Raw genomic sequence first — 26,689 nt, 5'->3', positions numbered from 1 at the left:
CTCAGTCCCGCGTGATCCCCGCCATGGGGGAGTGCGGGGGGTAGGTGGGCAGCTGTGGCTTCGACGCCCCGAGCATCACCACGAACAGCGCATCGGTGTCACCCACGTTGCGCAGCGAGCGGGCGGTGCCCGCGGGGATCTTGATGAGGTCGCGGTAGCAGAGCAGCCGGCTGGCGGATTCGTCTCCGTCGTAGATCGTGACCTCGAGTTCGCCTTCGAGCACGAAGAACGCCTCTTCTACGTCATGGTGCGTGTGTTCGGGGCCTTCGGCTCCTGGCGGCAGCAGCATGTTGGAGAACGTGAAGTGCTCGGCGGCCAGGGCTCGCTCGTCCCCCTCATGATCGCCGGTACCGCCCGAGCCGATATAGCGAATCTGGGCGCGCCGGTACTGCGGTCCCGCCTTGGTTTGGAACGCCAGCGTGTCCCAATCCTCCTGCCGGGTGTCGCGCATAGCGCACATGCCCTCGATGCGCGCCACGAGGTCTCGTGATCCCTGGTGTGACGTATCCGTTGCTTCGATCGGGTCGGCGGCGATCTGGCTCATCGTTCGTGTCCTGTGGTCGTCAACGGTTGGCGGCTAGGTGCGGGTCGGCGTCAGTCTGCGAGCGCTACGGGTGCCTGGGCCGACTCGGGTGCCAGCCCGAATCGTTCCCGTTGCGCCTCCAAGTCTGGTTCGAGCGCCCGACGCAAGTGCACCACGGGGCGGTCGGCTTGAGCGAGATGCTCGTCACGTCGGGCCTCCTCGACGGTGCGCAGGCTCTCGAGCATCTCCTTGTCCTGGTTGAGCACGTGGAGGTGGGTGCCGCGCAGTCGCAGTTGGTACAGCGCCCGCCAGATGCGGCGCTCGCGCCCCGCCACCTCCCGGAAACGGGGGAAGTGCACGAGCGTTGCTGCGTTGTCGCGTGGCGTCAGGAATCCCAGGATCCGCAGCGGGGGACCTGGCCCGGCACTGGGCGGCAGCGGGATATCGAGACGAACGTAGCTGAGCGCACCGGTGTGGATATCGATCCAGTCGAAGTTGGTACCCGCTTGGTCGCGTCGGCGAATTTCGAAGCCGTCGTCGTGATCGTCGACAACCACGCGGTCGTCAGTGATGCCTTCGTTCAGCGTGATCGAGTGTGCGTGCAGGAACGGCGCATGCATGAGATCCACGAGATTCTCGAGCGCCAGCAGCCAGTTCGCACCCCATTCCACGGTCTCGGGAAATGTCGAGTAGCGGCTGTCGCTGAACTCCGTCGGAAGGTCAAGCGGAGCAGGCTCGGCTTCGCCGATCCAGGCCCACAGGTAGCCGGCCTGCTCAACGACTGGGTAGCTCACGCTTACCCGCGTCCGTTCGGCCAGCGAGCACGTACCTCCCTGGGACGGCACCGAGATGCACTGCCCGTCGCCGTCGAACCGCCAGTGGTGGTAGCTGCATCGCAGCTCCCCATCCACGACATCGCCGATCGACAGCCGGGCTCCTCGATGGGGGCACAGATCGCCCATGAGGCGTGGCGCGTCGCTGCCGTCACGCCAGAGCACCAAGTCTTCGCCGAGCAGGCGAGTCGCCACAGGTTCCTCGCTCACGAGGCTCGAGGTGCCGAGCAGGTACCAGCGGTCTCGTAGCCCGAGCCTCGGATCGCCTTTGGCCAGCTCGGGAGATGGAAGCCAGGTTGGCGGGCGCCGTGCGATTTGCCGAGTCCCGATGCCCGTGTACTGCGAGACGCGGCCACGTGCGCGCCCGGCCAGCGCCCGAGCGGAGTGTTCTAACGTCGGACGGGTCGGCACGTGTGTCTCAGTCTCCGGTGAGGTGCGACACCCGGGGCATGACGTCACTAGCCAGCAGGTCCATGGACCGCCGCCATGCGTCCGCCGACTCGGGCGTCTCGGCATAGTCGAAGCAGAACAGCAGCAGGTGGCCGAAACCACCGACGTCGGCGTACACCTTCTCGATTGAGGCTGCGACCGTCTCGGGCGAGCCCACGAACCAGTTGTTGCGGGCGCAATACTCGACGGTGACCACGCCGCCGACGGGTGGGTTGCGCTCGTCGATGAGGAACTTGTGGAAGTCGAAGGCGCCGAGCAGGGGAATGAAGTACTCGGTCATCATCCTGCCCATCATCCCGCCGTAGGACAGCTCCCAGGCTTCCTCGTCGGTGGGAGCCACAAACACCTCGCGCACCATGCGCCAATCGCTGCGGCTGACGTCGCGTCCCGCCCGGCGGGCCCCTGCCTCATAGGAATCCCAGTGGCCGCTCACATACTGCGGGTTGAGATTCAGGCTCATCGGGATCCAGCCCTTTTCCCCTGCCATCTCCAGCGTCGGCGACGGCGAGTTCAGCCCTGCCACGCCGATCGGCGGGTGCGGCTGCTGCAGCGGTCGCAGGTGATGCACGAGGTCCATGTCGGGCATGCCGTGCGGCACTGAGCCCTTCCAGTGCTTGCCCTCGTGGGTCCATCCGGGCTCCTGGCTCCAGAGGTTCAGGATGAATTCGACCGACTCCTGGGTCATCTCCCGGTTCTCGCCGGCCATGCCGTCAACCCCGAACATCTCCCAGTCACTGGGCAGGCCGCTGGCGGCAACGCCGAAGTTGAGGCGGCCCTCGGAGATGTGATCCAGCAGCGAGATCCGGTTGGCCAATTCGGCGGGGTGGTAATAGGGCAGCAGGAACCCGCCGGGACCGATGCGGATGTTCTTGGTCCGGCGCAGTGCCTCGAGCGTGAGCAGGTCTGGGGCCGGGTGCGGTTCCCAGCGAGCGGCGTGATGCTCGCCGATCCACGCCTCGCCGAAGCCGAACTCGTCAGCCCACTCGATCACCTGCAGGTCCCACTCCCAGCCCTCGCGCAGGTCGCGCTCGGGCGGATGGCTCGGCATGGTGAACAGTCCCAGTTCCATGGTGATCCCCTGTCACTCTCGGCGGCGCCGCGAACCCCGCGCCTAGATGCCGAAACTTACTGCGGTCGCCATCGGCCGTCACCAGCGTGCATCTAATCTCCACGTCGTGTCCGCATCAGTGTCGAGGAGATGGCTTGGCGCAGCTGTCATTGCGCTGTGTCGGACTCGGCAACCACCGACGCCTCCGCACCCGCGCCGAGCACGGCACCCCCCGATTCAGCCGCGAGCGATACCGAAGACGACCCGGCCCACGCCTCAGACCTGGCCACGCTGGTTGATTTCAGGCACGACTACGACGACTCAGACGCCGAGGGACCCGTTGAGTACGTCGTCGGACGAGACATCGCCCCAGGGGTGTGGCAATGGTCTCAACTCTCGGCGGGCAGTTGCGTATTCGTCGTCGTGGCGCCGGAGCCATGGTCTTCGGGGCCAGGTGAACCGCAGCGACCCATATACCAGGATGATGTGGAACGCCTGTGGTGGCTCGATGCGCGCGATCCGGTCGCCCTCGCGAACGGCGAGGCCGTTATCGGCTACAGCTCGTCAGCGAACATTGACGGGATGATCTCCGCGACGTCTCGTCCCGAGTGCTTCCTTGAGCGAACCGGCGACCACAGTGTTCCTGACGAGGAGACCTATGCGCGTCGCCACGATTCGGGCAGCGGCGGCGTGGAGGGTGGCGACGACATCGGGGCAGAGGAGCCGGAGTCTGCGGGCAAATTCGAGGGAGACACGAGCTGGGAGTGCCGGGCGCACAGCGGACCCGAGCCCGCAGATCTGCTCGACTGGAGGGATGAACCCGGTACTCAGCACCCAGAGGTTTCATGCGTCGTCGGAGAGGGGATCCTGGCAGGCTGGTGGCAGTGGCACGAGCTCTCTGCCACCGACTGCATCTTCGCCGTCGTCGACTCCGGGGATGAGGTCGACCAGCACCTGCACCGGAGCCAGTCACGCCGCGACGCGAGAGAGCCGATCCTGCTGCGAGAGGGCGAAATAGTGGAGGGCTACTCCGAGAGCGGCAATACGGGCTCGAGCTTCATAGCCGGCATCAGTCATCCGAGTTGCTTCTTGGAGCACATTGCCCCCGAGGACGAGTTCTCGGCATAGACGATCAGCGCCCCATACATTCGTAGCGACGCTGAGGCGCACTACACGCGGTTCGCGTAGCCGCAGGGTGCGAGGCGATGTCTCTGTGAGGAGATCGGAGCGGAAAGATGCCTATTGATCCGGATCGGGAAACCTGGAAGCCGGGGATGAGCTGGGAGGAGGCGATCGCGGAAATCGCCTACCTCAAGGAGCTCGCCTCAGAGATGGGCGGACCCGAGCGCATCGAGCGCCAGCACCAGGGCGGCCGTTACACGGTGCGCGAGCGCATCGCCAAGATGGCCGATCCCGGCTCATTCGTCGAGATGGGCGGGCTCATGGGCGGCCCGGAATACGACGACGACGGCAACATCATCGGGTTCACGCCCGGCGGCTACGTGATGGGTCTTGCCGAGCTCGACGGCCGGCCGGTCGCGATCGGCGGTGACGATTTCACGATCTCAGGCGGCAGCCCCCACAACGTTCACAAGATCCCGCACCAGTTCGCCCAGCCGTTGGCCATCACGTACGGCATCCCGTACGTGCAACTGCGAGAGGGCGTGGGCCATAGCTCCAAGTCCGACGAGGAATCGGGCCAGATGGCCTTGCCATCGGGAGACATGTGGTGGCAATCGGTCGAGATGATGACGAAGGTCCCGGTGGCCTCGGGGATCATGGGATCGGTGGCGGGTTGGCCAGCGGCCGCTGCTCTCATGTCGCACTTCACGGTGATGGTCAAAGGGCAGTCGCAGATCTTCCCGTCTGGTCCTCCAGTGGTGCAGCGCGCGACCGGCGAGATGCTGTCGAAGGAGGAACTCGGCGGCTACCGCATGCATGTGTACGAGAGCGGCCAGGTCGACAACGTGGCAGAGAGCGAGGAAGACGCGTTCGACCAGATCAAGCAGTTCCTGTCGTACCTGCCGAACACGGTCTCGCAGGTGGCGCCACGGGTGGACACCGGCGACTCGCCGGATCGCCGGCCCGAAGAGCTGCTCAACATCATTCCCACGAACCGTCGAGCCGGCTACGACGCCCGGGCGCTCATCCGACACGTCGTCGACAACGGCGAGTTCTTCGAGATGCGCCGCCACTACGCCGGAGCGATCATCACCGGGTTCGCCCGGCTCGACGGCTACAGCGTCGGCGTGGTCGGCAGCGACCCCATGCGGCTGGCGGGGGCCATGGATGGAGACGGCGCCGATAAGTACGCCCACTTCGTCGACCTGTGCGATGCGTTCAACCTGCCGATGGTGATCTTCCTGGACATGCCCGGCTTCATGCTGGGCTCCGCTGCGGAGCGCAAGGCCACCATGCGCCGCGGCGTGCGTGCGTTGATCGCATCGGCCGAGGCAAGCGTGCCAAAGGTTGAATTCAACGTCCGCAAGTCCTACGGGGTGGCTGCCGATGCACCGAACAGCATCGGCCTGCCGCACGCGCTCAACCTCCGATTCGGATGGCCGGCGGGAGAGTGGGGCGGCATTCCCATCGAAGGAGGCGTCGCTGCTGCGTACCGGCGCGAGATCGAAGCCGCGCCCGACCCAGAAGCGCACCGGGAACTGATCGAGGAACGGCTGCTGCGGCTCCGATCGCCGTTCAAGGCCGCCATGGCTGGCGACGTCGTCGATCTCATCGACCCCCGCGAAACCAGGCGCCTGGCCTGCACGTTCGTCAAGCTGGCCCAGCCGGCGCTTGAGGAATTGGCGCGACGTCCCCACAAGCGTGCCGTCCGCCCCTGAATGCGCCTGGTCGGGTCCGCTGAAACCCTAGGAATCCCCGCTGCTCACTTGGGTTGTGCCGTGCGGCACCGCACCGCTGGTTGTGTCGTGGCAGCGACCGACCGTTAGAGCACCGCCAGTCCGAGGTGTTTCGACATGGGTTCGAAGTCACGATCTGCGTGGAGCAGCTGATGCCCGTTTTCCATGCAGAAGGTGGCGATCAACATGTCGATGGTTTTGCGGGGGGTGATGCCCTTTTTGCGTAGTTTCCGGTAGTTGAGAGCGCTGGCCATGGCGATATGCCGTCCCACCATCGGCTCGTAGAGCAGCGTGTCCATCGTCGATTGGGCGCTGCGCAGGTGAGCATCGCTTCGGAATCCTTGCAGAACCTCAGCGAGAATCAGGTCACCGGTGAGAATCGGTTGCACTCCCAATAGCTCGTCCAGCAGGTCGGTCTGGCGGGTGTCGATGCCGTTGAAGAAGTCGATCCACACCGATGAATCGACCACGATCATCGGTCAGTGCGCATCTCATCGAGCGATCCTTCCCACGGGAGCTTGCCTCGCAGACTGCGGATGCGGCCCTGCGTCCTCGTTTGAACCAGGAGGCGAAGTCCTTCCTCCACAACTGCACGCTTGGTGCGAAAGCTGCCCCATTTCATGGCTGCAGCCATCAGTTCGTCGTCGATCTCAATGTTGGTGCGCATCGCCGCCCTCCCGAGGCCCGGTTGTCGGTACCCGCATGCTTGTCGATGTACGCAACCTTCTCGATGTGTATATGTTACACAATTCTACACATTGTGGAGCGTTTCGAGAAACCTCAGAAATTGAGATGAATTCTGTTCCTGCCCGAGGGCACAATCGAGGGGTGGACCCCTCTGAACACGACTGGATTCGATTCGGCGACGCCGTCATCGACTATGAGATCAGGCGCAGCGCGCGTCGGCACAAGACCCTGGAGATCACCGCCGGTCCGAACGGCGTGCGTGTGGCGGTCCCGGCAGCAACGCGCCCCGAAGACATCGCGGCGTTCGTGCGGAGCAAGGCGCGATGGATCCTGGACCGCCTTGCGAATGTGCCAGCCGAGCAAGCTCCGCCCCAGCTGCCTGGCACGCTTCCATACCACGGACGCAGCCTGAGCTTGACCGTTGGCAGCGACGACATCGTCGACGTTGACGTGCGCTTCAGACCGTGGGAATTGCAAGTGCTATTGCCGGTAGATGTGGATCCTGCCGATGCGGCACCGCAGATCCGCAGTGCTGTCGCCGAGTGGTACTGGCTTCGTGCTTGCGAGCATGTCTCGATCGGCGTCGATCGTTGGTGGCCGGAAATGGGCGGCGGTTCCAAGCCTGAAGTGCTCATCGGGGATCAGCGCAGACGATGGGGGAGCTGTGCTGCCGATGGCCAGTTGAGGTTCAACTGGAGGCTCGTGATGCTCGAACCGAGGTTGCTCGATTACGTCGTTGTTCACGAACTGGCCCACCTCACCGAGCTCAACCATGGACCCGATTTCTGGGCACTCGTGAGTTCAGTGCTCCCGGATGTCAACGAACGCAAGGCTGCGCTGCGAGCAATCGCCGGAACGCTGCCGCTGTGAAGCCGATCCGTTTGGGCGAGCAGTCACAGGGAGCTCGATTTCGACGAGCACAAACTCAGACATCGGGAACCAGAGCACTAGCGTGACACGGTGAACGACACTGCGGACGCATCAGGCGCGTTGAGATTCGGATGGCTGTCGCCGTGCATCGGCAACCGGTGGAGCGATCACCGGCCGATCGTGGCCGACCAGGTGGAATGGCTCCTGCCTGAAGTGATCGAGCACTTCGACTCGCTGTGGATCGCAGATCACTTCTACGGATTCGACGCAAAGACCGATCCCTTCCTCGAGGCTTGGACCACCATCACGTGGTGCGCTGCGCGCCTCGACGGCGTGCAGTTGTGCCACCACGTGCTCGGGCACGGCTACCGGCCGCCGGCGCTGACAGCGAAGATGGCGGCGACGCTGCAATACCTGTCGGGCAACCGGTTCATCCTGGGCATCGGGGCCGGGTGGCGAGGTGACGAGTACGGGGCGTACGGATACGAATTCCCGTCACCGAAGGTGCGCTTTGCCCAGCTCGAAGAGGTCATCACGATCTGCCGGTTGATGTGGACCACCGACGACCCGAGCTTTGAGAGCGAGCACTATCGCATCGACGGGGCGGCAGCGCCACCGCTGCCGGAGATCCCGCCGCAGGTCTGCGTCGGGGCTTCGGGCGAGCAGATCGGGCTCAAGGTCGCAGCCCGGCATGCCGATATCTGGAACACACCCTGGCGACGCGATCTGGAGTCGCTGCGTCGCAAGTGCGGGATCGTGCTGGACGAGCTCGAGCGCCTCGAACGCGATCCGGCCGATTTGGAAATGTCAACCACCGTCGAGCGAGCGCTGCCCACCACCGACAGCGAGTCAGCCTCCTACGCCGAATTCCTCGCCTCGCTCGTCGAGGTCGGCATCCGGCACTTTGTGCTCGACTTCGGCAACCCTGACAGCGCGGAGCCCGCCCACCGATTCGCAGAACAGGTCATCGCCCCTCTGCGTGCTGGCATGAGCTGAGCGCCTGCCTGCGAGCGCACAAACCGCCCGGTCCCGAGCGGGTGCTCAGTCGGCGAACAGTTCGAGTTCGGCGGGGGTGGGTGAGCCCTCGGTCCCCGCCGGCGATCGCAACTCGGCTCGTTCCAAGGTTTCCTCGTAGAGGCTGTGAGCGGACTGGCCATGGGGTACGAACGCCACGACGTCGGTGCCGATGAACTCGACTGCCACGGCATCGCCGCGGCTGACATGTGGATCGGGCCCACAGCGCACTCGCAATTGCGTGCCATCGAGATTCGCCACGACCATCGAGTCGTGCCCGTAGAACTCCACGAGTTCGACTTCGGCTGACGCTCCCGGCGCGAGGCGGAGCTGCTCCGGGCGCAGCATGACGTCCACCGTGCCCGTCACGGGATCCCCTGAATGGGTGCCGTTGCTGCGGGGAGCATCGGCGCCGCCGAGCGGGAGGCGGCCGAGCGTCGTGTGTGCGACGCCGGCGGATGCCACACAGCGCAGCCACGACGCTGTGCCCACGAAGTCCGCCACGAACGGATCGGCAGGTCGGCGGTAGAGGCCGTCCGGGGTGTCCACCTGGGCAAGCTGGCCCTCGCGCAACACGCCGACACGGTCGCCGACGACGAAGGCTTCGTCCTGGTCGTGGGTGACGAACACGGCGGTGATGCCGAGTTCGATCAACAGCCGGCGGACCTCGCTGCGGACCTCCTCACGCAGCGAGGCGTCGAGATTCGAAAAGGGCTCGTCCAGGAGCAGCACTCCGGGCCGTGGCGCCAGAGCCCGCGCCAACGCGACGCGCTGCTGCTGACCGCCCGAAAGGGTCGATGGCAGGCGCTCCTCGAAACCGGCAAGACCCACCAAGTCGAGCGCTTCGGCGATTCGGCGGGGCGTTCGCTTGGTCCGTTCGAGCCCGTAACCGACGTTGCGAGCCACGGTGAGGTGCGGGAACAGCGCCCAGTCCTGGAACACCATCCCGACGCGGCGTGACTCGGGCGCCACCCAGGTGCCGCCTCGCCCAGGCGGGCCCGAAACGAACCGGTCGCCGAGACAGATGGTGCCTGCGAGCGGGCGTTCGAGTCCCGCAATCAGGCGGAGCAGGGTGGTCTTGCCGCACCCGCTCGGTCCCAGCAAGGCCACCGACTCGCCGGGGTGGACATGCAGTGACAAGTCGCGGACTGAGTAGCCGTCATGGTTGGGCGAATCACCGTCGAGCGGACGTCGCGCCTGAGCTTGGCCGTAGGAGTGAGTAACGCTCTCGAGCGTGATCGAGCGTGCCGTTGGCCAATGCCGTTCGTGGACCTGAGGGGCAGGTCCATCCAACGCAGCAGAACCAGCGAGTCGCCGATCTCGCTTCGACCGAAATGCCCGGACGGTGCGCACCGAACGCAGTATAAGCAAGGGCGTCGGCAGGTGTCCAGATAGGTGAATACTGGGTGATGGCTATGCCTGCTGGATCACGGTAGGCATGACTAACGGAACCGGCGGGCGAAGCCAGCCCGACCGGTGTCGAAGTAGGTTGACGCCAACACGCCGGCAAAGCACTGGGGGAGAGCTGTGGCGCTGACAAATGACGACCGGGTCGAGATCCGGGATCTGATCTCTCGCTACAACAAGGCGATCGACACCGGCGATGCCGACGGCTACGCGAATACCTTCACGCCGGACGGCGAGTTCATCGGGATCGTTGGCACGTTCAACGGCCGTGACGAGCTGCGGGCCTTTGCCGCCGCCTACGCAATCGAGGAGCAGTACGCAGAATTCGCCTCTGCGCAGCACTGGGTGACCAACGTCGTTGCCGATGGCGACGGCGCCGAAGCCACCGTGTTCAGCCACCTCCAGATGGTCAAGCCGCTGACCGACGGCGGCAGAATCCTGCTCGTGGGGCACTACGACGACGTCGTGCGCAAGGTCGACGGCCAGTGGCTGTTCGCGCAGCGGATCGTCGTCTCAGACGCTTGATCGCTGGACACCCGGGCACGATGTCGCACGCGGAACCAACACACGCGTCCTTCGACGTGCGATCAAAGATGGCGTCGGGCCTGCCCCCTCCCGCGCCCACCTGGACGCCGATTCCGCGTTACAGCTTCGTCGGCGGAAACAACGATTCGCCAAGTGTGCCGGTGGGCGGATTGGCCGAAGCGGCCGTCAACGCCATCAACAGGCACGGCCCAGCACTCGCCACGTACAACCTCGGCGGCAACCCGCAGGGCTACGAGGCGCTGCGAGAGTTCATCGCTGCGAATCTGGCAGCCGAGGCTGCATTGCCCATCAGCGCCGACGATGTGCTCGTGGTCTCCGGTTCGCTGCAGGCACTGGACCTGGTGATTGCGGCCTTCGTCGAACCGGGCGATGTCGTGGTTGCCGAAGAAGCCACCTACGGCGGGATCATCTCGAAGCTCACCCGGGCGGGCGCGCTCTGCGAACCGGCCCGACTCGACGATGACGGCATCGTGCCCGAAGCGCTCGATCAGCTACTCGGTGAGCTCGCTTCGCAAGACCGCCTTCCCAAGCTCATCTACACGATCCCGACCGTGCAGAACCCGACCGGCTCGGTCATGCCGACCGAACGACGGCACCAGTTGCTGGAAATTGCCCGGCGGTGGGACGTCGTGATCTTCGAAGACGACTGCTACGCCGATCTGCAGTGGGATGGCGAGCGCCCGCCGGCCATCGCTGCGCTGGCACGCGACGGCGGCGATGTCGGCCGCGTCGTGTATTGCGGGTCGTTCTCGAAGTCCATCGCGCCGGCGCTGCGTGTGGGCTTCATCGCTGCGGAAGTCCCGGTGTTGCGACAGCTCGTGGCGCTCAAGGACGATGCCGGCACGGGAGCTGTCGAGCAACTGATTCTGGCGGAGTATTCGGAGGCGCACTTCGTCGACCACGTGCGCGCACTGCGGGCCACGCTTCGCGAGAAGTGCCGCGTCATGCGCCACGCCGTGGCCACGCACTTCGGCGCGTTGTCGCCAGTGGCAATCAAGCTCGGCGGGCCTGTGCAGGTGACCGATCCCAAGGGCGGCATCTTCGTGTGGCTGACGTTCCCATCGGGCACCGACACCGCCCGCTACCTGGCGCCCGCCGCCGAGCGGGGAATCCAGTTCAACGAGGGCGCGGCCTGGTCAGTCGACCCGCAGTGGGGAGCGCGACGCATGCGCCTGTGCTTCGGCAGCCTGTCCCACGACGACATCCGCGACGGCGTTGCTGCCCTCGCCGAGGTGATCGCCGCCAGCTAAGCCGCGCTGTCTTGTTGCGGCTGCTAGCCGCGGCCGTGGCGCAGGAGCTTGCCGGGGGTGGCTCCGGTGCACTCGCCGTCTTGGAAGGTCTCGACGCCATTCACCAGGATGTGCCGGTAACCGTGCGCACGCTGGACGCGCCGCCACTCTCCGCCGGGCAGGTCGTAGACCGCCTCGCCGATCCACTCGGGATCGATGGCCAGCTCGTCCATGTCATACACAATCACGTCGGCCGGGGCGCCTTCGGTGAGCACGCCACGGTCCTTGAAGCCGGCTGCATGGGCTGCGAGCGCCGACATCCGGTAGTGCGCTTCCTCGACGGTCACGCGCTTCTCGTCCCGGACGATCCAGGCCAGGAAATCGGTCGTCCACGCACCGCCGGAGAAGAACTTGGTGTGCGCCCCGCCGTCGGACACGCCAGGGATCGTGTACGGCGAGTCGGTGTACACGGCGGACATGTGGTCCACGTTGAACTCCGGACCCTGGCCCAGGAACTCGGTCCGGAGATCGGTCTCGAGCGAGAGGTCCAGCATCACGTCGATGTAGTGCTTGCCTTCCGCTTCGGCAATCTCGCCGAGCGACCTGCCCACGTAGGACTGCAGGTCTTCGCGCCGGGCCACGCCCTGCACGACCAGCTTGCGGGGAGGCCCGCCGACGGCGCCCTGGGTGTTGGCGAACAGCGTCGCTGCCTCGTCGGTCTCGGCACGCAGCCGCTCGCGGATGGCCGGATCAGACATCTTGCGAATCTTGTCCTCCAGCGAGCCCGTGGTGGCCTCGCGCCACGCAGGGCTCGAGTCGTACAGGTTCCACTCGTCGAGCGAGAAGGCGAAGCCCGTCCGGATCGAGGCACCTTGACCGAAGATGCGCAGCCCGTCGTTGTGCGCCTGTTCGAGCCATTCGAGCCGTTCCTCGTGCACTCGCGGGTTGCGTTGGCTGACCGGTACCACGTTGTCGATGATCGGCCGGCCGCAGACCTCCGCCAGCCGCCGCTTGAAGGAGAGGTCCTCTGGGTTGTTGACATCGGCGCTCGTGGCCTGCGTCAGCTGGATGAATCCCTCGTCGCGCTCGCGCAATACCTCGGCCAGCATGAAGATGTCGTCGTCGATCATGGTGTCGGTGACCATCGGCGTGCCGTCGAAGTCGGACTGGGTGGAATTGGGGCCGAGGCGCTGGATGGAGAAGCCGCAGAGCCCGGCATCCATGCCCTCGTGCAGCAGACGCTGCATCTCCCTGCGCTCCGCGTTGTTGGCCGGCCGTGACTTCGCAGCTTCCAGGCCCATCACGTAGATCATCAGCGACGCGGTCGGCATGTACTGCAGGACGTTCACGCCCTTGGGCGCCGCGTCGAGCGAGTCCAGGTACTCCGGGATGGTTTCCCAGTCCCACTTCGGCAGCATTCCTTCCTGCATCGCCGCGAGCGGGATCGCCTCGGTGCGGACCATCGTCAGCATCGACCGCTCACGGAATTCGGGCTTGCACGGTGCGAAGCCGAAACCGCAGTTGCCCAGCACCACCGACGTCACCCCGTGCCAGCTCGAGATCGAGCAGTAGGGATCCCAGCGGATCTGTGCGTCGTAGTGGGTGTGCAAATCGATGGAGCCAGGGGCCACGATGCAGCCGTCGGCATCGATGACTTCCTTGGATGGCCTGTCCGCACGGCCACCGATCTGGGCAATGCGGCCGTCGGAGATCCACAGGTCTCCCCGGAAGCTCGGCACCCGAGTCCCGTCGACGATGGTGCCGTCCTTGATGTGAACGTCGTATTCCTCCACGGGTCCCCCTCAACTGGAGTCCGGCACGCGCGAAGCCGGTGCGTGTCGGTAGCGATCCGGCGGTCACCGCTGGCGACGCCCCCGAGCGACCAGCACCGCCGATGTTCCGATGTTAGGCGTCGGGGGTCAGAAGATGCTGAAACCGCCGTCGATCTTGATGACGTCGCCCGTGTGCCAACGCGCAGCATCGCTCATCAGGTACACAGCGATGGCGCCGAAGTCGTCCGGCACGCCCCACCGGCGCATGGGAATACGTTGCATGACGTTGTCGACGAACTTGTCCCAGGTGAACAGCCGCTGGGTCATGGCAGTGTCGATCCAGCCGGGGATGATGGCATTGGCGTTGATCTTGTAGCGAGCCATCTCGACCGACAGGCTCATCATCATCGCCAGCATCGCACCCTTCGTGGCCGCGTAGGCCTGGCCGCGTGCCGAGCCCTGGATGGCGGTGCCGCTCGAGGTCAGCACCAACGATCCGCCCTCACCCTGGGCGATCATCTGGCGAGTTGCGGCGCGCAACGTGAAGAACACGCCGTGCAGGTTCACGTCGATGACGCTGTACCAGTCCTCGTTGGAGTGCTCGTGGAAGCCCTGCCGGTTCTGCGTGCCGATGCCTGCATTCGGAAAGCAGGCATCGATACGCCCGTAGCGCTCGATCACCGCAGCCATGCAGTTCTCGACCTGCTCCTCGTCGGAGACGTCACAGCGAAGCGCGCTGGCGGACGGGTTGATCTGTTCCAACTCGGCCTCGGCCGCCGCGTTCTTGTCGGGATTCGTGCCCCAGACGCTGACGTCGGCTCCCGCGGCTGCGATGCCGCGGGCGTAGCCGAGTCCGATGCCGCCGTTGCCGCCCGTGATGACCGCGACTTTGCCGGTCAGGTCGAAGCCGTCGTACTGATAGGCCACGGCCGGCTCAACCGCTCTTGATCTGGCGCATGAACGTGCCGTTGTCGAAGTAGTCGCGCCAGAAGGTGATCAGGCCGTCGTTGACTTCGAAAATGCCCATGACAGGCAGCTCGATCTGTCGACCCGAGGCAGTGTGAAAGCGGTCGACGCGCTCATTCATGACCGTGTTGCCGGTGGCGGTCTGGCGGATGACCTCGAACTCGACCGGGCCGGCACCTCCCAGCATCGGGGAGAGGAACTCGCGCATCTTGTCACGGCCGTTCATGTCGCCGATCGGGACGTTGTCGTAGTACACATCCTCTGCGACGTGCGACATCGCTCCGTCGAGATTCTTCGCTTCGATGTCGGCGATGAAGTTGGCGACAACTTCGGTGGGCGAGTCGCCGGAATGGTCGTGTTCTGACATGACTGCGCTGCTCCTTGGGTGGGGCGGCTGACGTACTCAGCCGCCAACGGCCTGTTCCTAGCACGCAGCGTGATCCGGTGCCGCAGCGGCGGTCTGCGAGATTGCGGGAGTGGGGCGGCGGCCGGGCCTAGCTGAGGACTCATGGCAGGGAAGCCCTGCCGCAGCGAACGAGTGGCTGTCGGGAGGGGGCTGCCCATACGCGCTGCGTCTAAGGTCACCGAACTATGGGACCACAGCAGCAGTCCGAAGCTGCAACGGCGGACAACCGACCACTTGCGGGGGTCCGGGTATTCGAAATCAGCATCGCCGTGGCGGCACCGTGCTGCGGGATGGCGATGGCGCACCACGGCGCCGAAGTATTCAAGGTGGAGGCGCACAGTTACCCCGACGTGGCGCGAGCGTTCGGCTCAGCATGGGCCCGCGACCCCGACCTGGCCGACGTCTTTTGCGACACCGGCCCGTACGTGCCCGAAATGTCTGCCGGCAAGCGCTCGGTGGGCCTCGAGCTGAAGCACCCCGAGGCACTCGAAGCAGCGAAGCGCTTGCTGGCCACCTGTGACGTCTTCCTGACGAATTTTGCGGCACCCGGCATTGCCGAGCTCGGACTCGACTACGCCTCGGTCGTCGAGGTGTCCCCGAACATCATCTATGCGGGCATGACCGGCTTCGGCGTGGACCCGGACAAGCCGTACTACCCGTTCCGTGCCTTCGGGCCGAACCAGGCCCCGCTGGTGGGATGGGATGCGCTCACGGGCTTCCCCCACGAGGAGCCTGCCGGCATTCCCTCGATCGCACCGCCCGACTACATGGGCGGCCTGCACACCATGCTGGCCATCGTCAGCGCCCTGCATGAACGGGACCGCACCGGGGAAGGCCGATTCATCGACATCAGCCAGCTGGAGACCACGGTGTCGTTCTTGGGGCCGTACCTGGTCGGCCAGGACTTGGGCGTGCCTGAACCGTTCCGCAACGGCAACCGGGTGTCGTGGGCAGCGCCCGCTGGCATCTACCCGTGTGCCGGCGACGATCGCTGGGTGGCCGTGGAGGTGCAAAGCGATGACGCATGGCGTTCGCTTGCCGCGCTCGCCGAATGGTCCGCAATCGACGCGTACGACTGCACCGCGCAGCCGGCTCTGTCGAGGTACCCGCACGACACGCTCGCCGACCGCATCGCCAACCACGATGCCATCGACGCTGAGCTCTCGTTGTGGACCGCCCGCCGCAGCGCGCAGCAGGCCGCCGCCGAGCTGCAGGCGATTGGCGTTGCGGCCTATGAAGTGCTCGATCATCGCGGCGTGATGGCCGATCCCCAAGTGCACGACCGCCGCCCGTACTCGGTGGTGCCAAGCCCGAGATTGGGACGGGACCTGTTCGTTCGCAATCCGCTGCGCATGAGCCGAACGCCGCCCTATGTCACGCGAGCGGGTCCGAACATGGGCGGCGACACGGTCGATGTGCTCGCCGAGCTCGGCTATTCGGACAGCGAAGCGGCGCAAATGGTTGCCGACGGGGTGGCATTCGCCGACGCCCGGCCCGAAGTCATCCTGGAGCGCCCCTTCGACCGGTGGTACGAATCGGTCGGGATAGCGGACTTCTACGACGCCGATGGCAACGTCACCGGTGGTGCGGCGTGAGCGCCGCACCCCAACGGCAGGGCCCGTGGGCCGGCGTGCGGGTACTCGACATGACCGGGCTGTCGGGTGCGTACGGAACCCGGGTGTGGGCGGCGCTCGGCGCCGATGTGATCTGCGTGGAGCCGTCCGACGGAAGTCCGATTCGCAGGATGCCGCCGTTGGCGCCGGGCCATGAGGGTCCCGAAGCGAGCCTGTGGTGGGCCTACTACGGCGCGACCAAGCGCAGCGTCGTGCTCGACCCAACCGATGCCGACGATGCCGCGGCGCTGGTGGCCCTGATCGGGTCGGCCGACGTGGTGCTCGACGACGCGCTGCCCGCCATCCAGGACTCCTATCCGTGGCTGGCAGACAGCGATCAGGGAGGCCTCGGAGTGGCCGGCATCGTCGCGAAGTTCCCGCACGTGACGTGGGTGTCGATCACGCCGTTCGGAATGACGGGGCCGCGTCGCGGCTGGCGCTCGTCGAACCTCATCGGCTGGGCGTCGTGCGGGTTGGCGTCTACCGTGGGATTCCCGCACGGTCCGCCGCTGACACCGGCGGGCGAGATCGGCGTGCTGATGCACGGTGCGTCGCTGCATGCGGTGATCGGCTCGATGATGTCGGTGCGTGCGCGCAACCAAGCCACGGCAGCCGGCGAGCCGGCGCTGGGCCAGACCATCGATCTGTCGCTGCAGGAGGTCGGGCTGTGGCTCTCGCCCGAGACGGGCGTGCCGCTGTACCTCGACGACCAGGTGCCGAGGCCTCGGGCCGGCAACCGCCGGCCGGTCACGAGCCCGATGGGCATGTACCCAGCGTCCGACGGTTATGTCGCCATCATCGCCATCCAGCCGACGCACTGGAACGCAGTGGCGCAGTGGGTGAACGAGCTCACCGGCAACGAGGGCATTCTCGACGAGATCTTCGTGGACATCGTGGTGCGCCGCGAGGCCCTCGAGGCAGTGGACGCGTGGGTAGAGGAACTGACAACTCAGTTCACCAAGCAGGAGTTGTTCGTCGAAGGCCAGCGGCGACGCATTCCCATCACGCCGGTCAACACCGTGGGCGATTTGCGCCACGACCCGCACCTCGAAGCCGTCGGCTGGTGGCGCTCCGAGGAGCACCCGGTGCTCGGCACCTTCACGGTGCCAGGTTCGCCGTTCACCACCGATGTCGACTGGTGGGCCTGGCGGCGCGCCCCGATCCTGGGCGAGCACACCGATGAGGTGCTCAGCGAGTTGAGCTGATCTGACCGGCCTCGTGGACGGCGCTGGGCCGCCCGAGGTCTCAGGGCGCGTCGCTTGCTTCTTCAGTGCTTGGGAGCTTGGCTTGCTGAGCTACGCGGGCGCCGACGGCTAGCGGAGCAGTCTCAGCAGGCATGCCGATACCGAAGAAATCCTCAATACGTGCGAGACGCTGGCCGTTTTCGACGACAATCGAACGCACTGTGCCGAGCTCGCCGCGTACCCCGCTGATGTCGCCGCGTACCCCGCCGATCTCGCCGCGTAGCTCGTCGCGTACCCCGGTGATCTGAGCGCTCATGTCGTCACGGAGTTTGTCGCTGGATCTTTGCTGGTGCCACACGATCGCCAATGCCGCCAGCACCATCGTGCCAACTTGCGCGAGCGCACTCAGGTCCATGTGCCGAACGGTAGCAGTCTCTGCAGCGGCGCCTTGTCAGAATTATTGAAATTGACTGAAACTCTGCACCGCATGGTTCACGTCACGAAGTCATCCAGTGAGGCCACGTTGGCGACCAGCCCGGTGCGGCATCGGCGAATCTTGTGCGGCACCCTTGGAACAGTCGCACCGGGCAGCGACGTGGTGTTCAAGGAAGCGTCGTGAAGGTGACGATGCCTACCAGATGCCTCGGCCCGTAGATTCCCCCAGAGTTGAATCCGCCCGTGGTCGCCCAATTCGCTTGAACCGGAGGTCTTCGGCCCTACAAGAAACCAGGCTCAGGCAGGCAGATACAACGCTGGCTGCCCTGCAGCTCGCCGCCGACGAAGCCGGCCGGCATCCAGCTAGGCCCGGATCGATCAGCGGGGAGAATTGTGAATGGACGTCCCTTGAGCGACTGGACCACGCCGAAGTGTCTTTCGTCCAACGTGGCGATGGATTCGGTCTCGTATCGGTGAGCGAGGACGACGAGGGAGGCGTCGGTGAGGACGAGAAGCAGGTCTCGATACCGCTCCGCGACTGCCCGAGCCCGGATGAGGTCGACACGGTCGAACGACGCCAACTGCTACGCTCCAGACGCCTGCTCCGACAACATCGCCAGTTCGGCATCATCACCAGCGACGCGCGCTGTGAAGCAATCGAGTTCGGCGAGCACGAAGGGCGAGACCACCAGCGACCGGGCTGTTCTCTTGGAGATTGCGCGCCGGTGCCTCAGCGTGGCGGGTCGAGCAGTGGGGGCCCAGTAGCTGCGACGTTGACCGGATCGCCCACCGACAGCACAGCGCCTTGGGGATCGACGGTGCAGGCGATGCCGAACATGGCGTTGCCCTCCAGCATTCCCCGCATGCCGGGCGAGAATCCTTCGGCGGAGTAGCACCAGCGGTGCTTGCGCAGCACCAAAGCGGGCTCGCGGTGTCGCTTGCCCGTGTCCTGGTCGATCTGTGGGACGGAACAGCGGGGCCACGCGATCCGAGCGACAAGGTCGGCATCGCCGATTGAGAACTCGGTCCAGGTGTCTTCTGACCAGGGATGATCGTTGGTGACGATGAGGTTTGCCCGGAATCGTTCGATCCCGAAGGGCTCGGTCGCCCGGGTTACGAGGTCATCGAGGGAGGCAGTGTTCGCAACGAGCACCGGAGCTGCGTCGGCGAAGCCGGTGAGCCGTCCCCGGAAGAGTCGCACTGGGCGGGACGACTCGGGAGTCAGGGCAGCGAGCCGAGCCGGGAATCCCAAGACCTCGCTGAAGAACTCTGCAGCTTCGTCACCCGCATCTGCGCAGGCGACCTCATCGCCGATGAGCGCGTGAACGGTGACGTCGTTGGCATCAGGCCGCTTCACGTCGATTGTGCCGACATCGGGTGCGCTGATCGTCAAGCCGCCGTCGATGGGAACTGGCGAGACGGTGGCAAGCGCTGCGTTCTGGCGCTGCGTGACCGCCTTACCGAGGGCGCCGTCATGGTCAGGAACCGTCACCACCTGCCATGCGCGATCGCCATCGAGACCTGTTGCTGAGACCACGACCGAGTCGAGTTCGGTGCGCCGGCAGCCCTTGATGGGGTGGATGGTGATCCCGGTGAGCGTTCCGCCCTCGTACCCCGATCCTGCGTGCTCCGGTGAAGTCATTGCCAGACCCTAGGCTCGCCGCAGGCCGAAGGCTGGAGACCACCGACCGAACCGAAGGCTGTCATTCATGGAGCTCTCGGGGCACCGACGACACCAGCCGAAGATCGGGGTGGCCCGGGACGAGCCGCCCGCATGGTTGCTGGACCACACCGATCTCAACATGCATGCGCTCGGCCCCGGCCCCGAGCTGGAAGCCGAATGGATCGCCGCTGGTCTGGAGCTTCCCGACCGTTCGGCTATGCGCAGGTATCGCCTCGGGAGGGTCCGCGAGCAGCTGCGCGCCGCCGACTGCGACGCAGCGCTGCTGTACGACCCGCTCAACATCCGCTACGCAACCGACACGACCAACATGTCGTTGTGGACCATGCACAACGCAGTCCGTTTCGCTGTGGTCAACACGGACGGACCCGTCGTCGTCTTCGAGTTCTCCGAGGGCGAGTTCCTCGACGCGCATTCCGAGGTTGTCGACGAGATCCGCCCGGCCCCGTCGTACACGCACTTCCTCGCTGGTCCGAGGGCACCCGAGATCGCCCAGCGCTGGGCTGCTGAGGTCGCTGCACTGGTTGGCGAGCACGCCCGAGCCGTTCCCAGGCGAAACGGGTGCCGTGTGGCCGTGGATCGGCTGGACCTGGGCGCCGCGCGAGCGCCCGAGTCTCTCGGTGTCGAACTTGTCCCGGCGGAGCCGCTCATGGAGACGGCTCGCACGATCAAGAGCGTCGATGAGATCCGGGCGATGCGCTGCGCCGTTCACGCCTGCGAGGCCGCGATCGGCGAGATGGAGGCCATCTTCGAGCCCGGTGTGAGCGAGCTGGACCTGTGGGCAGCGCTGTGGGCGGGCAGCCTGCGGCGTTACGGCGAATGGATCGAGACGAGGTTGCTGTCGTCGGGGCCGCGGACGAACCCCTGGTACCAAGAGGCCAGCAGCCGCCGGGTGCAGGCGGGGGAGCTAATGGGCTTCGATACCGACCTGGTCGGTGCATACGGCATCTGCGTGGACATGTCGCGCACGTGGCTGTGCGGAGACGGCCAGCCCACCCCTGCGCAGCACGACACGTGGGCGCTGGCGGCCGAACAGATCGAGCACAACATCGAGATCCACCAGGCAGGCACAACGCTGAGGGAGATCACCGACCGGGCGTGGTATCCCGACCTGGATCGGTACCGGCACTACACATCGATCTCGCACGGGGTCGGGCTGTGCGATGAGTACCCATCGGTGTGCCACCGTCACAAATGGGACAGGGTCGGCTACGACGGCGTCTTGGAGCCGGGCATGGTCATGTGCATCGAGGCATTCGTCGGACCACGATCAGGCGGCGAAGGCGTCAAGCTGGAGGAGCAAGTGCTGATCACCGAGGCGGGCAACGAGGTCCTGACGAACCTGCCGCTGGGGCTGTGCGGTCTGTCAGGAGGCGTTGGCTAGCGCTGATAGTTCGTCCAGTATTTCCTGCGGAAGAGATGGCGGCAGCTCGGGGAATGCTTGCTCGTTGTCAAACGGGGGCGGGATGTGGCTTCTGTCCATGTCCGGCGGGATTAAGTCTTCGTACAAGGCTGGATCGGGCCGGTAAATGCCGAAGACTCCGTCGCGCTCGTACGCAACGCCCTCTCCCGCGAGGTACGCCTCGAGATGCGCATGCTTCGCGGCCCGAATCAGCGACCGCTCCACGCTCGCGATGAACTCAGGACCCGAGAACCGCAGACGGCCGTTGGTGCTCACGCCATTCTGCTGGGCGCATCCATCGGTCGCGTTGACAGGATCAGGCAAGGCTGGTGCTCCGTTCGATCATCAGCGGCCGTTCCCCCCGGTTGTCCCAGAACACCCATTCGTCGACTGCGGGCGCGTACAGGTGCCAGAAGTTCTCCAAGCCCGCATGGTAGCGCCTGCGCACCGTCTCGTCTGGCACGTCATGCCCGCCGAGAGAGACCCTCCGACGCACGCGGGCGATAGCACGTTCCTCTGACGGCAGCGACAGGAACAGCAGTGTGACGTGGTAGCCGTCGGCACGCCAGCGCCGGATGCGCCGCAAGTATCCCCGTCCCGCCAGGGTGGTCTCGAACGCGAAGCTGTGGCCGTCGTTTCCGAGCCGGTCAAGCTCGGCCAGCATCTGCCGGCCAGCTTGCAGATCTGCGAGAGCGGGTTCGGAAAGGGAGAGCCCCGCAGCGATGAGATCGGCATTCAAGTAGATCAGTCCGCTCGCTTCGAGATTGAGATGGTCGCGCGCGAATGTTGTCTTGCCCGCACCGTTGGGCCCGGCGACGATCAGTATCTCCTTGCGGCTCACGGCTGCTTACCGTAGCCATGGCAATCTGCGTCTCCGAGGCGAATTGCCGGCCCTTGGCGCAGTGGGAGCCCGCAGCGAATTCGCTGTTCGGCTATGGGTCGGTGGTGAAGGTGACGGTGCCGACGAGGTGCGCGGGTGACCAGATGCCGCCGGGGTAGAAGCCGCCGTCCCAGGTGGGGATGAAGTCTTCGGGCTGGGGGAGCCCGGAGCGGCCGCTGCCGATGAACTTCTCCTCGGAGATGAGCCGGAACAGGGCTTCGGCGGTGTAATCGGTGCCGGGAGCCAGGCCGCTGACGGTGACGTACGCGTCGTGGTGTGCATGCATCCCTCACTGCCGAACAGCCGGGCGCAAAAGGTGCCGTAGACGTTGTACAGGGGATTGCCCGGCTTGACCGAACCGTCGCTGCTGCAGTCGGCGAGCCGTCGTGTGAAGTCGGCGTCGAGCCAGTCGTCGATCGTGTCGCGTGCGTCCGCGATTTCCTGGGTTGTCGCGGTGTCGGCGTTGGTGACGAGCCCCAAGGCCTCCAATGCCTCCGGTGAGAGGTCTCGGCTGCCGGGGTTACCGATGCAGGTGTACTCGTAATAGGCCCGGTCTCTGTCACTTCCCAGGTGTTGTAGCCGCTGGCGTGGGTGACCTTTTGCAAGGTGCGGGTGCCGGGCACCCGCTCGATGTCGTAGCTGGCGCAGGCATCTGTCCGCGACGGCCATCGCCAGCTGATGACGATGCCGTCATCGGTCAGCTTCGCGGTGACATCGCGGGGCTGGAAGTGCTCGTAAGTGAAACCTGCGATCACATCAGCCGTCTGCGGATCTGGGACAGCGAAACCGATCGTGTTGGGGTAACCCGCAGGCAGGCCCTGCAGTGTGGCGCGGTCCTGGAATCCCCCGGTGCCGGTGTCGGGATCGCAGCCGGTCTGTGGGTCAGCCGACACGTAGCCGGCGGCGAGGTCGATGCGTGAGTAGTTGCCCCAGCGGCTGAGCTGGTCGCCGCGGCGCGCTTTGACCCGATAGGTGTAGGCGGTGCCGGGCTGGTCCGCGCAGCGATCCACGAACGAGACGTCGGCGGTGGCGGTGTCTGCGGCGATCACATGGAACGTGCCGACTGCGTCCACCCCGGGGCGGCGTCGCAGGATCTGATAGCCGGTGACCGACCCGGCGTCGTCAACCGGTGCGTTCCAGCTCAGGGTGACCGTCCCGTCCGCCAGCGAAGCGGCTTATGACCGCACAGCGCCGGGGACCCGAACTGATTGCTGACAGCGGAACCCTACACGACCTATCCAGGAATACTCAACTACACATGAGTAGTATGCATACACCCAGAGCACACAAACAAGGTCCATCTCGCTGACGGCTGGGCGGTGCCTCAGCCGCCGACGAAACCGACCAGCACCTGATTCGCCTCCACGGCATCGCCCGGGGCGCACCTCACCTCTGCGACTGTGCCTGCTCCATGGGCCGTGAGCGAGTGGAGCATCTTCATGGCTTCCACCACCACCACCGTGTCGCCGGTCGTCACCACATCACCGGCCACAACGACGACCTCGACGACGACGGCTGGGAACGGTGCCGCGACGGCATCGACCGCGCCAGTGACGTCAGTGGCAGTGGGCGCCCAGGCGTCGGATCTCTCTGTTACATCGAACGTGACCGTGTGCCCGTCGAGGTTGATCGCTACGGAATTGGTGTCGGTGCTGCTGGCGCTCACCGGTTCGGCACCGTTGATGGCCGCTGCCGGTACTTCGTGGAGATCACCGTCGGCATCTCGCAGCAACACTGCCGCTTCGGGCCGATGTTCGGTCAGCCGGAACCCCCCGAGCGCTGCCCACGGTCCGTTGTCACCTGCTGCACGCCGATTCCGCAGGTGCCCGAGCCAGACGGCAGCGGCCAGAGGTGCGGCTTGATGGCCTGACGCCGGTGCTGGCATGTCCTCGGAATTCAACGAGTCGATGATGTCGGTGGTCATGTCGCCATCGCGCAGTTGCGGTGTGTCCGTCAGCCAGCGAAGGAATCCGGCGTTGGTCGGCACGGGCCCGACCACGAGTCCGTCAAGGGCGTCGCGCAGAGCATCAAGTGCCGCTTCGCGGTCACTGCGAGCAACCACGAGCTTGGCGATGAGCGGGTCGTAGTACGGCGTGATCGCACTGCCGGGCACCACCGCCGAGTCCCAGCGCACACTGTCAGGCACGCTCACATGGTTCACTGGGCCCGCTCGGGGGCTGAAACTGTCTGTGGGATCCTCAGCGTTGATGCGGGCCTCGATGCTGTGACCAGAAAACGTCACATCGGACTGGCGGAGACCGAGGGGTTCACCGGTCGCCGCTCGCAGTTGCAGCTCTACGAGGTCCAGCCCTGTGATCGCTTCGGTGACGGGATGCTCGACCTGCAGCCGGGTGTTCATCTCGAGGAAGAAGAACTCGCCAGTGCCGGCATCGACGATGAACTCCACCGTGCCGGCGTTGTCGTAGCCGATGTGGTGGGCGAGTGCCATCGCCGCTGAGTGGAGACCGTCGCGGGTGGCGTCGGGCAGGTTCGGCGCAGGCGCCTCCTCCAGCAGCTTCTGGAAGCGGCGCTGCGAAGAGCAGTCGCGGGTACCCAGATGGATGACGTCGCCGTGCTGATCGCCGATCACCTGCACCTCGACATGGCGCGGGCGCTCGATGTAGCGCTCGACAATGATCCGATCGTCTCCGAAAGAACGCAGCGCCTCGGTGCGGGCCTCAATCAGCGCAGCATCGAATTCGTCTGCGGAGCGAACGACGCGAATGCCCTTGCCTCCGCCTCCCGCGGACGCCTTCACCAGCACCGGAAAGCCGATCTCCGCAGCGGAGGCACCGAGATGTTCTTCGGTTGCGCCTGGGATGATCGGCACGTCCGCGGCCTGTGCGAGTGCCCGGGCTTCCACCTTGGCGCCCATCTGCGCGATGGCTTCGGGATGGGGCCCGACCCAGATCAGCCCGGCACCCAGCACCGCGCGGGCGAATCCTGCATTCTCTGACAGGAAGCCGTAGCCGGGATGCACGGCTGTGGCGCCGGTGTCCTGGGCCGCCTGGAGGATCGCTTCGATGTCCAGGTACGACCGGTCGAGCGCAGCGGGCCCGATGCAACAGGCCTCGTCTGCGTCGCTCACGAACGGCGCATGGCGATCAGGTTCGGCGTACACCGCGACGGTGCGCCAACCCATCCGCCGAGCGGTAGCGAAGACACGGCTCGCGATCTCGCCCCGGTTCGCGACCAGCAGCTTCATGGCGTCAGGCTCATGGCAAGAACGGCTGCCGATTACATCCGGTAGACGAGGCCGCCGCCGGGGGCCGGGGCGTCCTGACGGGCTGCCAGCGCAAGACAGAGTCCGAGAGCCTCACGTGTGTCGGCCGGGTCGATGAGACCGTCGTCCCAGAGGCGGGCCGTGGCGTAGTACGGGTCGCTCTGGCGTTCGTATTGGTCGGCCACCTCTGCCCGCATCGCAGCGATCTGGTCGGGGGTGGTCTCGGTGCCTCGCATACCGGCCAGCCGGATGTCCACCAGCACGGTCTGGGCAGTCTCAGCGGACATAGTGGCGATGCGGCTGTTCGGCCAGGCGAACAGGAACCTGGGGTTGAATCCCCGCCCGCACATGCCATAGTTCCCGGCTCCGTAGGAGCCGCCGATGAGCACCGTGTAGCGGGGCACCGTGGCATTGGCGACGGCCGACACCATCTTTGCCCCGTGCTTGGCGATGCCGGCTGCCTCCGAATCGCTGCCCACCATGTAGCCGGTGGTGTTCTGCAGGAACAGCAGCGGCACCCGGCGCTGCTCGCACAGCTCGATGAAGTGGGTGGCCTTGAGGGCGTCGTTAGAAAAGATGATCCCGTTGTTGGCGATGACGCCGACCAGGTACCCCCAGGTGCGGGCGAAGCCGCACGTGATGTGGTCGCCCCATTCGGGCTTGAACTCCGAGTACCGGGAACCGTCGACGAGCCGGGCGATGACCTCGCGGGCATCGAAACCGATGCGGTCGTCGGCGGAGATCACGCCGTAGATCTCGGCGGGGTCGTAGTGAGGCGGCTCCGGCTCGGTCCACGACAGCCAGCCGACGCGATGATCCACCGGTCGCTGGTTCGACGCATCGCAAAGTTCGCGCAGCTTGCCGTATGCAGATCGCTCGTCGGGCGTCATGTAGTCGGACACGCCCGAGATGCGGGTGTGCAGCGCAGCGCCGCCGAGGTCGTCGGGCTCGATGATCTCCCCGAGCGCGGCCTTCACGATGGGCGGGCCGCCCAGATAGATGCGGCCAATGCCCGACACCATGATCACCTCGTCGCTGAGGGCCGGAACGTAGGCCCCGCCGGCCGTGCAGCCGCCAAGCACCACTGACATCTGGGGCAGGCCCATGGCTGAAAGGCGGGCCTGGCGGTAGAAGCTGCCGCCGAAGTGGTCTTTGTCGGGGAAGATCTCGTCCTGCAGAGGGAGGAAGGCGCCGCCGGAATCCACGAGGTAGATCACGCCCAGGCCGTTCTCGGCAGCGATGTCCTGAGCGCGTACGTGCTTCTTGATGCTGACCGGCAGCAGCGAGCCGCCCTTCACCGTGGCGTCATTGGCTATGAACATCCACGGGACGCCGCACACCACGCCGATGCCGGTGACGATGCCGGCGCCGGGAGCGCTGTTGTCGTACATCTCCCAGCCAGCCAGGGTGGACAACTCCAGGAACGGCGTGTCGGCATCGCACACCAGGTCGATCCGGTCCCGCGGCAGGATCTTGCCCCGGCTGTGGTGTCGCTCGATCGAGCGTTCGCGGCCCGCACCCCCGGAGATGGCGAAGCGCTGGCGATCTCGCAGAGTGGCGAGCAGATCGCCGTAGGCGGCGGCGTTCTTGCCGAAGTCGTCGCTTCGGGGATCGATCCGGCTTGTGAACTGTCTCATCTGAACGCCAAGTCTGGCGGAGCGG

The 26,689-nt window shown here is 65.8% G+C and carries 27 protein-coding genes; 10 read left to right on the top strand and 17 right to left on the bottom strand.

Annotation, left to right across the window (positions count from 1 at the left end; translation table 11 throughout):
- Nucleotide 1: 1 nt before the first annotated feature.
- From ACPXYO_RS16165 to ACPXYO_RS16155, 3 genes are read right to left on the bottom strand one after another with little or no spacing between them, the layout of a single operon-like run.
- Nucleotides 2-544: a cupin domain-containing protein gene (locus ACPXYO_RS16165; RefSeq protein ID WP_423922707.1), complete on the bottom strand. Its 543-nt coding sequence runs from the start codon at nt 542-544 to the stop codon at nt 2-4.
- Between the two features lie 50 nt (nt 545-594).
- The gene (locus tag ACPXYO_RS16160; RefSeq protein ID WP_423922704.1) at nt 595-1,872 is read right to left on the bottom strand and encodes a Rieske 2Fe-2S domain-containing protein; all 1,278 of its coding nucleotides are present in this window, start codon (nt 1,870-1,872) and stop codon (nt 595-597) included.
- Nucleotides 1,775-2,875, bottom strand: a complete 1,101-nt coding sequence (locus ACPXYO_RS16155; RefSeq protein WP_423922702.1) for an LLM class flavin-dependent oxidoreductase — start codon at nt 2,873-2,875, stop codon at nt 1,775-1,777. The genes ACPXYO_RS16160 and ACPXYO_RS16155 overlap by 98 nt, the downstream gene beginning before the upstream one ends.
- 156 nt (nt 2,876-3,031) lie before the next feature.
- Here ACPXYO_RS16155 and ACPXYO_RS16150 point away from each other — a divergent pair, with 156 nt between their 5' ends.
- Together ACPXYO_RS16150 and ACPXYO_RS16145 are read left to right on the top strand one after the other, a co-directional pair.
- Nucleotides 3,032-3,982, top strand: coding sequence for a hypothetical protein (locus tag ACPXYO_RS16150; protein WP_423922699.1), 951 nt, complete (start codon nt 3,032-3,034; stop codon nt 3,980-3,982).
- Nucleotides 3,983-4,089: 107 nt separating this feature from the next.
- Nucleotides 4,090-5,694: an acyl-CoA carboxylase subunit beta gene (locus tag ACPXYO_RS16145; RefSeq protein ID WP_423922696.1), complete on the top strand. Its 1,605-nt coding sequence runs from the start codon at nt 4,090-4,092 to the stop codon at nt 5,692-5,694.
- Nucleotides 5,695-5,798: 104 nt separating this feature from the next.
- Here ACPXYO_RS16145 and vapC read toward each other — a convergent pair whose 3' ends face one another.
- Nucleotides 5,799-6,188 (bottom strand): type II toxin-antitoxin system VapC family toxin, encoded by a 390-nt coding sequence (gene vapC, locus ACPXYO_RS16140; protein WP_423922694.1) that lies wholly within the window; start codon nt 6,186-6,188, stop codon nt 5,799-5,801.
- The gene (locus tag ACPXYO_RS16135; protein ID WP_423922691.1) at nt 6,185-6,379 is read right to left on the bottom strand and encodes a type II toxin-antitoxin system VapB family antitoxin; all 195 of its coding nucleotides are present in this window, start codon (nt 6,377-6,379) and stop codon (nt 6,185-6,187) included. The genes vapC and ACPXYO_RS16135 overlap by 4 nt, the downstream gene beginning before the upstream one ends.
- Nucleotides 6,380-6,540: 161 nt before the next feature.
- On the opposite strand from ACPXYO_RS16135, the gene ACPXYO_RS16130 reads away from it, so the two are divergent.
- Nucleotides 6,541-7,269 (top strand): M48 family metallopeptidase, encoded by a 729-nt coding sequence (locus ACPXYO_RS16130; RefSeq protein ID WP_423922688.1) that lies wholly within the window; start codon nt 6,541-6,543, stop codon nt 7,267-7,269.
- Nucleotides 7,270-7,359: 90 nt separating this feature from the next.
- Nucleotides 7,360-8,265, top strand: coding sequence for an LLM class flavin-dependent oxidoreductase (locus ACPXYO_RS16125; RefSeq protein WP_423922685.1), 906 nt, complete (start codon nt 7,360-7,362; stop codon nt 8,263-8,265).
- Nucleotides 8,266-8,310: 45 nt separating this feature from the next.
- Here ACPXYO_RS16125 and ACPXYO_RS16120 read toward each other — a convergent pair whose 3' ends face one another.
- Complete coding sequence (locus tag ACPXYO_RS16120; protein WP_423922682.1) at nt 8,311-9,636, bottom strand: ABC transporter ATP-binding protein; 1,326 nt, start codon at nt 9,634-9,636, stop codon at nt 8,311-8,313.
- 174 nt (nt 9,637-9,810) lie between these two features.
- On the opposite strand from ACPXYO_RS16120, the gene ACPXYO_RS16115 reads away from it, so the two are divergent.
- Together ACPXYO_RS16115 and ACPXYO_RS16110 are read left to right on the top strand one after the other, a co-directional pair.
- Nucleotides 9,811-10,215 (top strand): nuclear transport factor 2 family protein, encoded by a 405-nt coding sequence (locus tag ACPXYO_RS16115; RefSeq protein ID WP_423922679.1) that lies wholly within the window; start codon nt 9,811-9,813, stop codon nt 10,213-10,215.
- A gap of 68 nt (nt 10,216-10,283) precedes the next feature.
- Complete coding sequence (locus ACPXYO_RS16110; protein ID WP_423922677.1) at nt 10,284-11,486, top strand: PLP-dependent aminotransferase family protein; 1,203 nt, start codon at nt 10,284-10,286, stop codon at nt 11,484-11,486.
- Nucleotides 11,487-11,509: 23 nt separating this feature from the next.
- On the opposite strand, the gene ACPXYO_RS16105 is transcribed toward ACPXYO_RS16110, so the two are convergent.
- From ACPXYO_RS16105 to ACPXYO_RS16095, 3 genes are all read right to left on the bottom strand, one after another.
- Entirely contained in the window at nt 11,510-13,258 is a 1,749-nt protein-coding gene (locus ACPXYO_RS16105) for an N-acyl-D-amino-acid deacylase family protein (RefSeq protein WP_423922674.1), read from the bottom strand.
- 126 nt (nt 13,259-13,384) lie between these two features.
- Complete coding sequence (locus tag ACPXYO_RS16100) at nt 13,385-14,164, bottom strand: SDR family NAD(P)-dependent oxidoreductase (RefSeq protein ID WP_423922671.1); 780 nt, start codon at nt 14,162-14,164, stop codon at nt 13,385-13,387.
- 7 nt (nt 14,165-14,171) lie between these two features.
- The gene (locus ACPXYO_RS16095) at nt 14,172-14,570 is read right to left on the bottom strand and encodes a limonene-1,2-epoxide hydrolase family protein (RefSeq protein WP_423922668.1); all 399 of its coding nucleotides are present in this window, start codon (nt 14,568-14,570) and stop codon (nt 14,172-14,174) included.
- A 224-nt stretch (nt 14,571-14,794) separates the two neighbouring features.
- On the opposite strand from ACPXYO_RS16095, the gene ACPXYO_RS16090 reads away from it, so the two are divergent.
- Complete coding sequence (locus ACPXYO_RS16090; RefSeq protein WP_423922666.1) at nt 14,795-16,204, top strand: CaiB/BaiF CoA transferase family protein; 1,410 nt, start codon at nt 14,795-14,797, stop codon at nt 16,202-16,204.
- A complete protein-coding gene (locus tag ACPXYO_RS16085; protein ID WP_423922663.1) occupies nt 16,201-17,427 on the top strand; it encodes a CaiB/BaiF CoA transferase family protein in 1,227 nt (408 codons plus the stop codon). The genes ACPXYO_RS16090 and ACPXYO_RS16085 overlap by 4 nt, the downstream gene beginning before the upstream one ends.
- A gap of 40 nt (nt 17,428-17,467) precedes the next feature.
- On the opposite strand, the gene ACPXYO_RS16080 is transcribed toward ACPXYO_RS16085, so the two are convergent.
- From ACPXYO_RS16080 to ACPXYO_RS16070, 3 genes are all read right to left on the bottom strand, one after another.
- A complete protein-coding gene (locus ACPXYO_RS16080; protein WP_423922661.1) occupies nt 17,468-17,821 on the bottom strand; it encodes a hypothetical protein in 354 nt (117 codons plus the stop codon).
- A gap of 301 nt (nt 17,822-18,122) precedes the next feature.
- A complete protein-coding gene (locus tag ACPXYO_RS16075; protein ID WP_423922658.1) occupies nt 18,123-18,422 on the bottom strand; it encodes a hypothetical protein in 300 nt (99 codons plus the stop codon).
- A 149-nt stretch (nt 18,423-18,571) separates the two neighbouring features.
- A complete protein-coding gene (locus ACPXYO_RS16070) occupies nt 18,572-19,483 on the bottom strand; it encodes an MOSC domain-containing protein (RefSeq protein WP_423922655.1) in 912 nt (303 codons plus the stop codon).
- Nucleotides 19,484-19,550: 67 nt separating this feature from the next.
- On the opposite strand from ACPXYO_RS16070, the gene ACPXYO_RS16065 reads away from it, so the two are divergent.
- Nucleotides 19,551-20,906: a M24 family metallopeptidase gene (locus ACPXYO_RS16065; RefSeq protein WP_423922652.1), complete on the top strand. Its 1,356-nt coding sequence runs from the start codon at nt 19,551-19,553 to the stop codon at nt 20,904-20,906.
- Here ACPXYO_RS16065 and ACPXYO_RS16060 read toward each other — a convergent pair.
- The 3 genes from ACPXYO_RS16060 to ACPXYO_RS16050 form a co-directional block, all read right to left on the bottom strand.
- Nucleotides 20,889-21,200 carry a hypothetical protein gene (locus ACPXYO_RS16060; RefSeq protein ID WP_423922649.1) on the bottom strand — a complete coding sequence of 104 codons (312 nt, stop codon included), beginning with the start codon at nt 21,198-21,200 and terminating at the stop codon, nt 20,889-20,891. The genes ACPXYO_RS16065 and ACPXYO_RS16060 overlap by 18 nt on opposite strands.
- A 40-nt stretch (nt 21,201-21,240) precedes the next feature.
- A complete protein-coding gene (locus tag ACPXYO_RS16055; protein ID WP_423922646.1) occupies nt 21,241-21,765 on the bottom strand; it encodes an AAA family ATPase in 525 nt (174 codons plus the stop codon).
- A 91-nt stretch (nt 21,766-21,856) separates the two neighbouring features.
- Nucleotides 21,857-22,090 carry a hypothetical protein gene (locus ACPXYO_RS16050; protein ID WP_423922644.1) on the bottom strand — a complete coding sequence of 78 codons (234 nt, stop codon included), beginning with the start codon at nt 22,088-22,090 and terminating at the stop codon, nt 21,857-21,859.
- 301 nt (nt 22,091-22,391) lie between these two features.
- On the opposite strand from ACPXYO_RS16050, the gene ACPXYO_RS16045 reads away from it, so the two are divergent.
- Nucleotides 22,392-22,724 carry a hypothetical protein gene (locus ACPXYO_RS16045; RefSeq protein WP_423922641.1) on the top strand — a complete coding sequence of 111 codons (333 nt, stop codon included), beginning with the start codon at nt 22,392-22,394 and terminating at the stop codon, nt 22,722-22,724.
- 404 nt (nt 22,725-23,128) lie between these two features.
- Here the strand turns inward: ACPXYO_RS16045 and ACPXYO_RS16040 are convergent, their stop codons facing one another.
- Together ACPXYO_RS16040 and ACPXYO_RS16035 are read right to left on the bottom strand one after the other, a co-directional pair.
- The gene (locus ACPXYO_RS16040; RefSeq protein ID WP_423922638.1) at nt 23,129-25,009 is read right to left on the bottom strand and encodes an acetyl/propionyl/methylcrotonyl-CoA carboxylase subunit alpha; all 1,881 of its coding nucleotides are present in this window, start codon (nt 25,007-25,009) and stop codon (nt 23,129-23,131) included.
- Nucleotides 25,010-25,041: 32 nt separating this feature from the next.
- The gene (locus ACPXYO_RS16035; RefSeq protein WP_423922636.1) at nt 25,042-26,664 is read right to left on the bottom strand and encodes an acyl-CoA carboxylase subunit beta; all 1,623 of its coding nucleotides are present in this window, start codon (nt 26,662-26,664) and stop codon (nt 25,042-25,044) included.
- Nucleotides 26,665-26,689 lie beyond the last annotated feature (25 nt).

This window comes from Candidatus Poriferisodalis sp. (assembly GCF_965237655.1).
Taxonomy (GTDB): domain Bacteria; phylum Actinomycetota; class Acidimicrobiia; order Acidimicrobiales; family Poriferisodalaceae; genus Poriferisodalis.
Note: the sequence above shows the minus strand (reverse complement) of the source record. Positions and strands in the feature narration are given on the sequence as shown.

Excerpts from the sequence above, each read along its gene's own strand:
- ACPXYO_RS16165 (WP_423922707.1), bottom strand. The coding sequence starts at position 544 with ATGAGCCAGATCGCCGCCGACCCGATCGAAGCAACGGATACGTCACAC.
- ACPXYO_RS16160 (WP_423922704.1), bottom strand. The coding sequence starts at position 1,872 with ATGCCGAGACGCCCGAGTCGGCGGACGCATGGCGGCGGTCCATGGACC.
- ACPXYO_RS16155 (WP_423922702.1), bottom strand. The coding sequence starts at position 2,875 with ATGGAACTGGGACTGTTCACCATGCCGAGCCATCCGCCCGAGCGCGAC.
- ACPXYO_RS16145 (WP_423922696.1), top strand. The coding sequence starts at position 4,090 with ATGCCTATTGATCCGGATCGGGAAACCTGGAAGCCGGGGATGAGCTGG.
- vapC (WP_423922694.1), bottom strand. The coding sequence starts at position 6,188 with ATGATCGTGGTCGATTCATCGGTGTGGATCGACTTCTTCAACGGCATC.
- ACPXYO_RS16135 (WP_423922691.1), bottom strand. The coding sequence starts at position 6,379 with ATGCGCACCAACATTGAGATCGACGACGAACTGATGGCTGCAGCCATG.
- ACPXYO_RS16110 (WP_423922677.1), top strand. The coding sequence starts at position 10,284 with ATGGCGTCGGGCCTGCCCCCTCCCGCGCCCACCTGGACGCCGATTCCG.
- ACPXYO_RS16095 (WP_423922668.1), bottom strand. The coding sequence starts at position 14,570 with ATGTCAGAACACGACCATTCCGGCGACTCGCCCACCGAAGTTGTCGCC.
- ACPXYO_RS16090 (WP_423922666.1), top strand. The coding sequence starts at position 14,795 with ATGGGACCACAGCAGCAGTCCGAAGCTGCAACGGCGGACAACCGACCA.
- ACPXYO_RS16080 (WP_423922661.1), bottom strand. The coding sequence starts at position 17,821 with ATGGACCTGAGTGCGCTCGCGCAAGTTGGCACGATGGTGCTGGCGGCA.
- ACPXYO_RS16070 (WP_423922655.1), bottom strand. The coding sequence starts at position 19,483 with ATGACTTCACCGGAGCACGCAGGATCGGGGTACGAGGGCGGAACGCTC.
- ACPXYO_RS16065 (WP_423922652.1), top strand. The coding sequence starts at position 19,551 with ATGGAGCTCTCGGGGCACCGACGACACCAGCCGAAGATCGGGGTGGCC.
- ACPXYO_RS16050 (WP_423922644.1), bottom strand. The coding sequence starts at position 22,090 with ATGCATGCACACCACGACGCGTACGTCACCGTCAGCGGCCTGGCTCCC.
- ACPXYO_RS16040 (WP_423922638.1), bottom strand. The coding sequence starts at position 25,009 with ATGAAGCTGCTGGTCGCGAACCGGGGCGAGATCGCGAGCCGTGTCTTC.
- ACPXYO_RS16035 (WP_423922636.1), bottom strand. The coding sequence starts at position 26,664 with ATGAGACAGTTCACAAGCCGGATCGATCCCCGAAGCGACGACTTCGGC.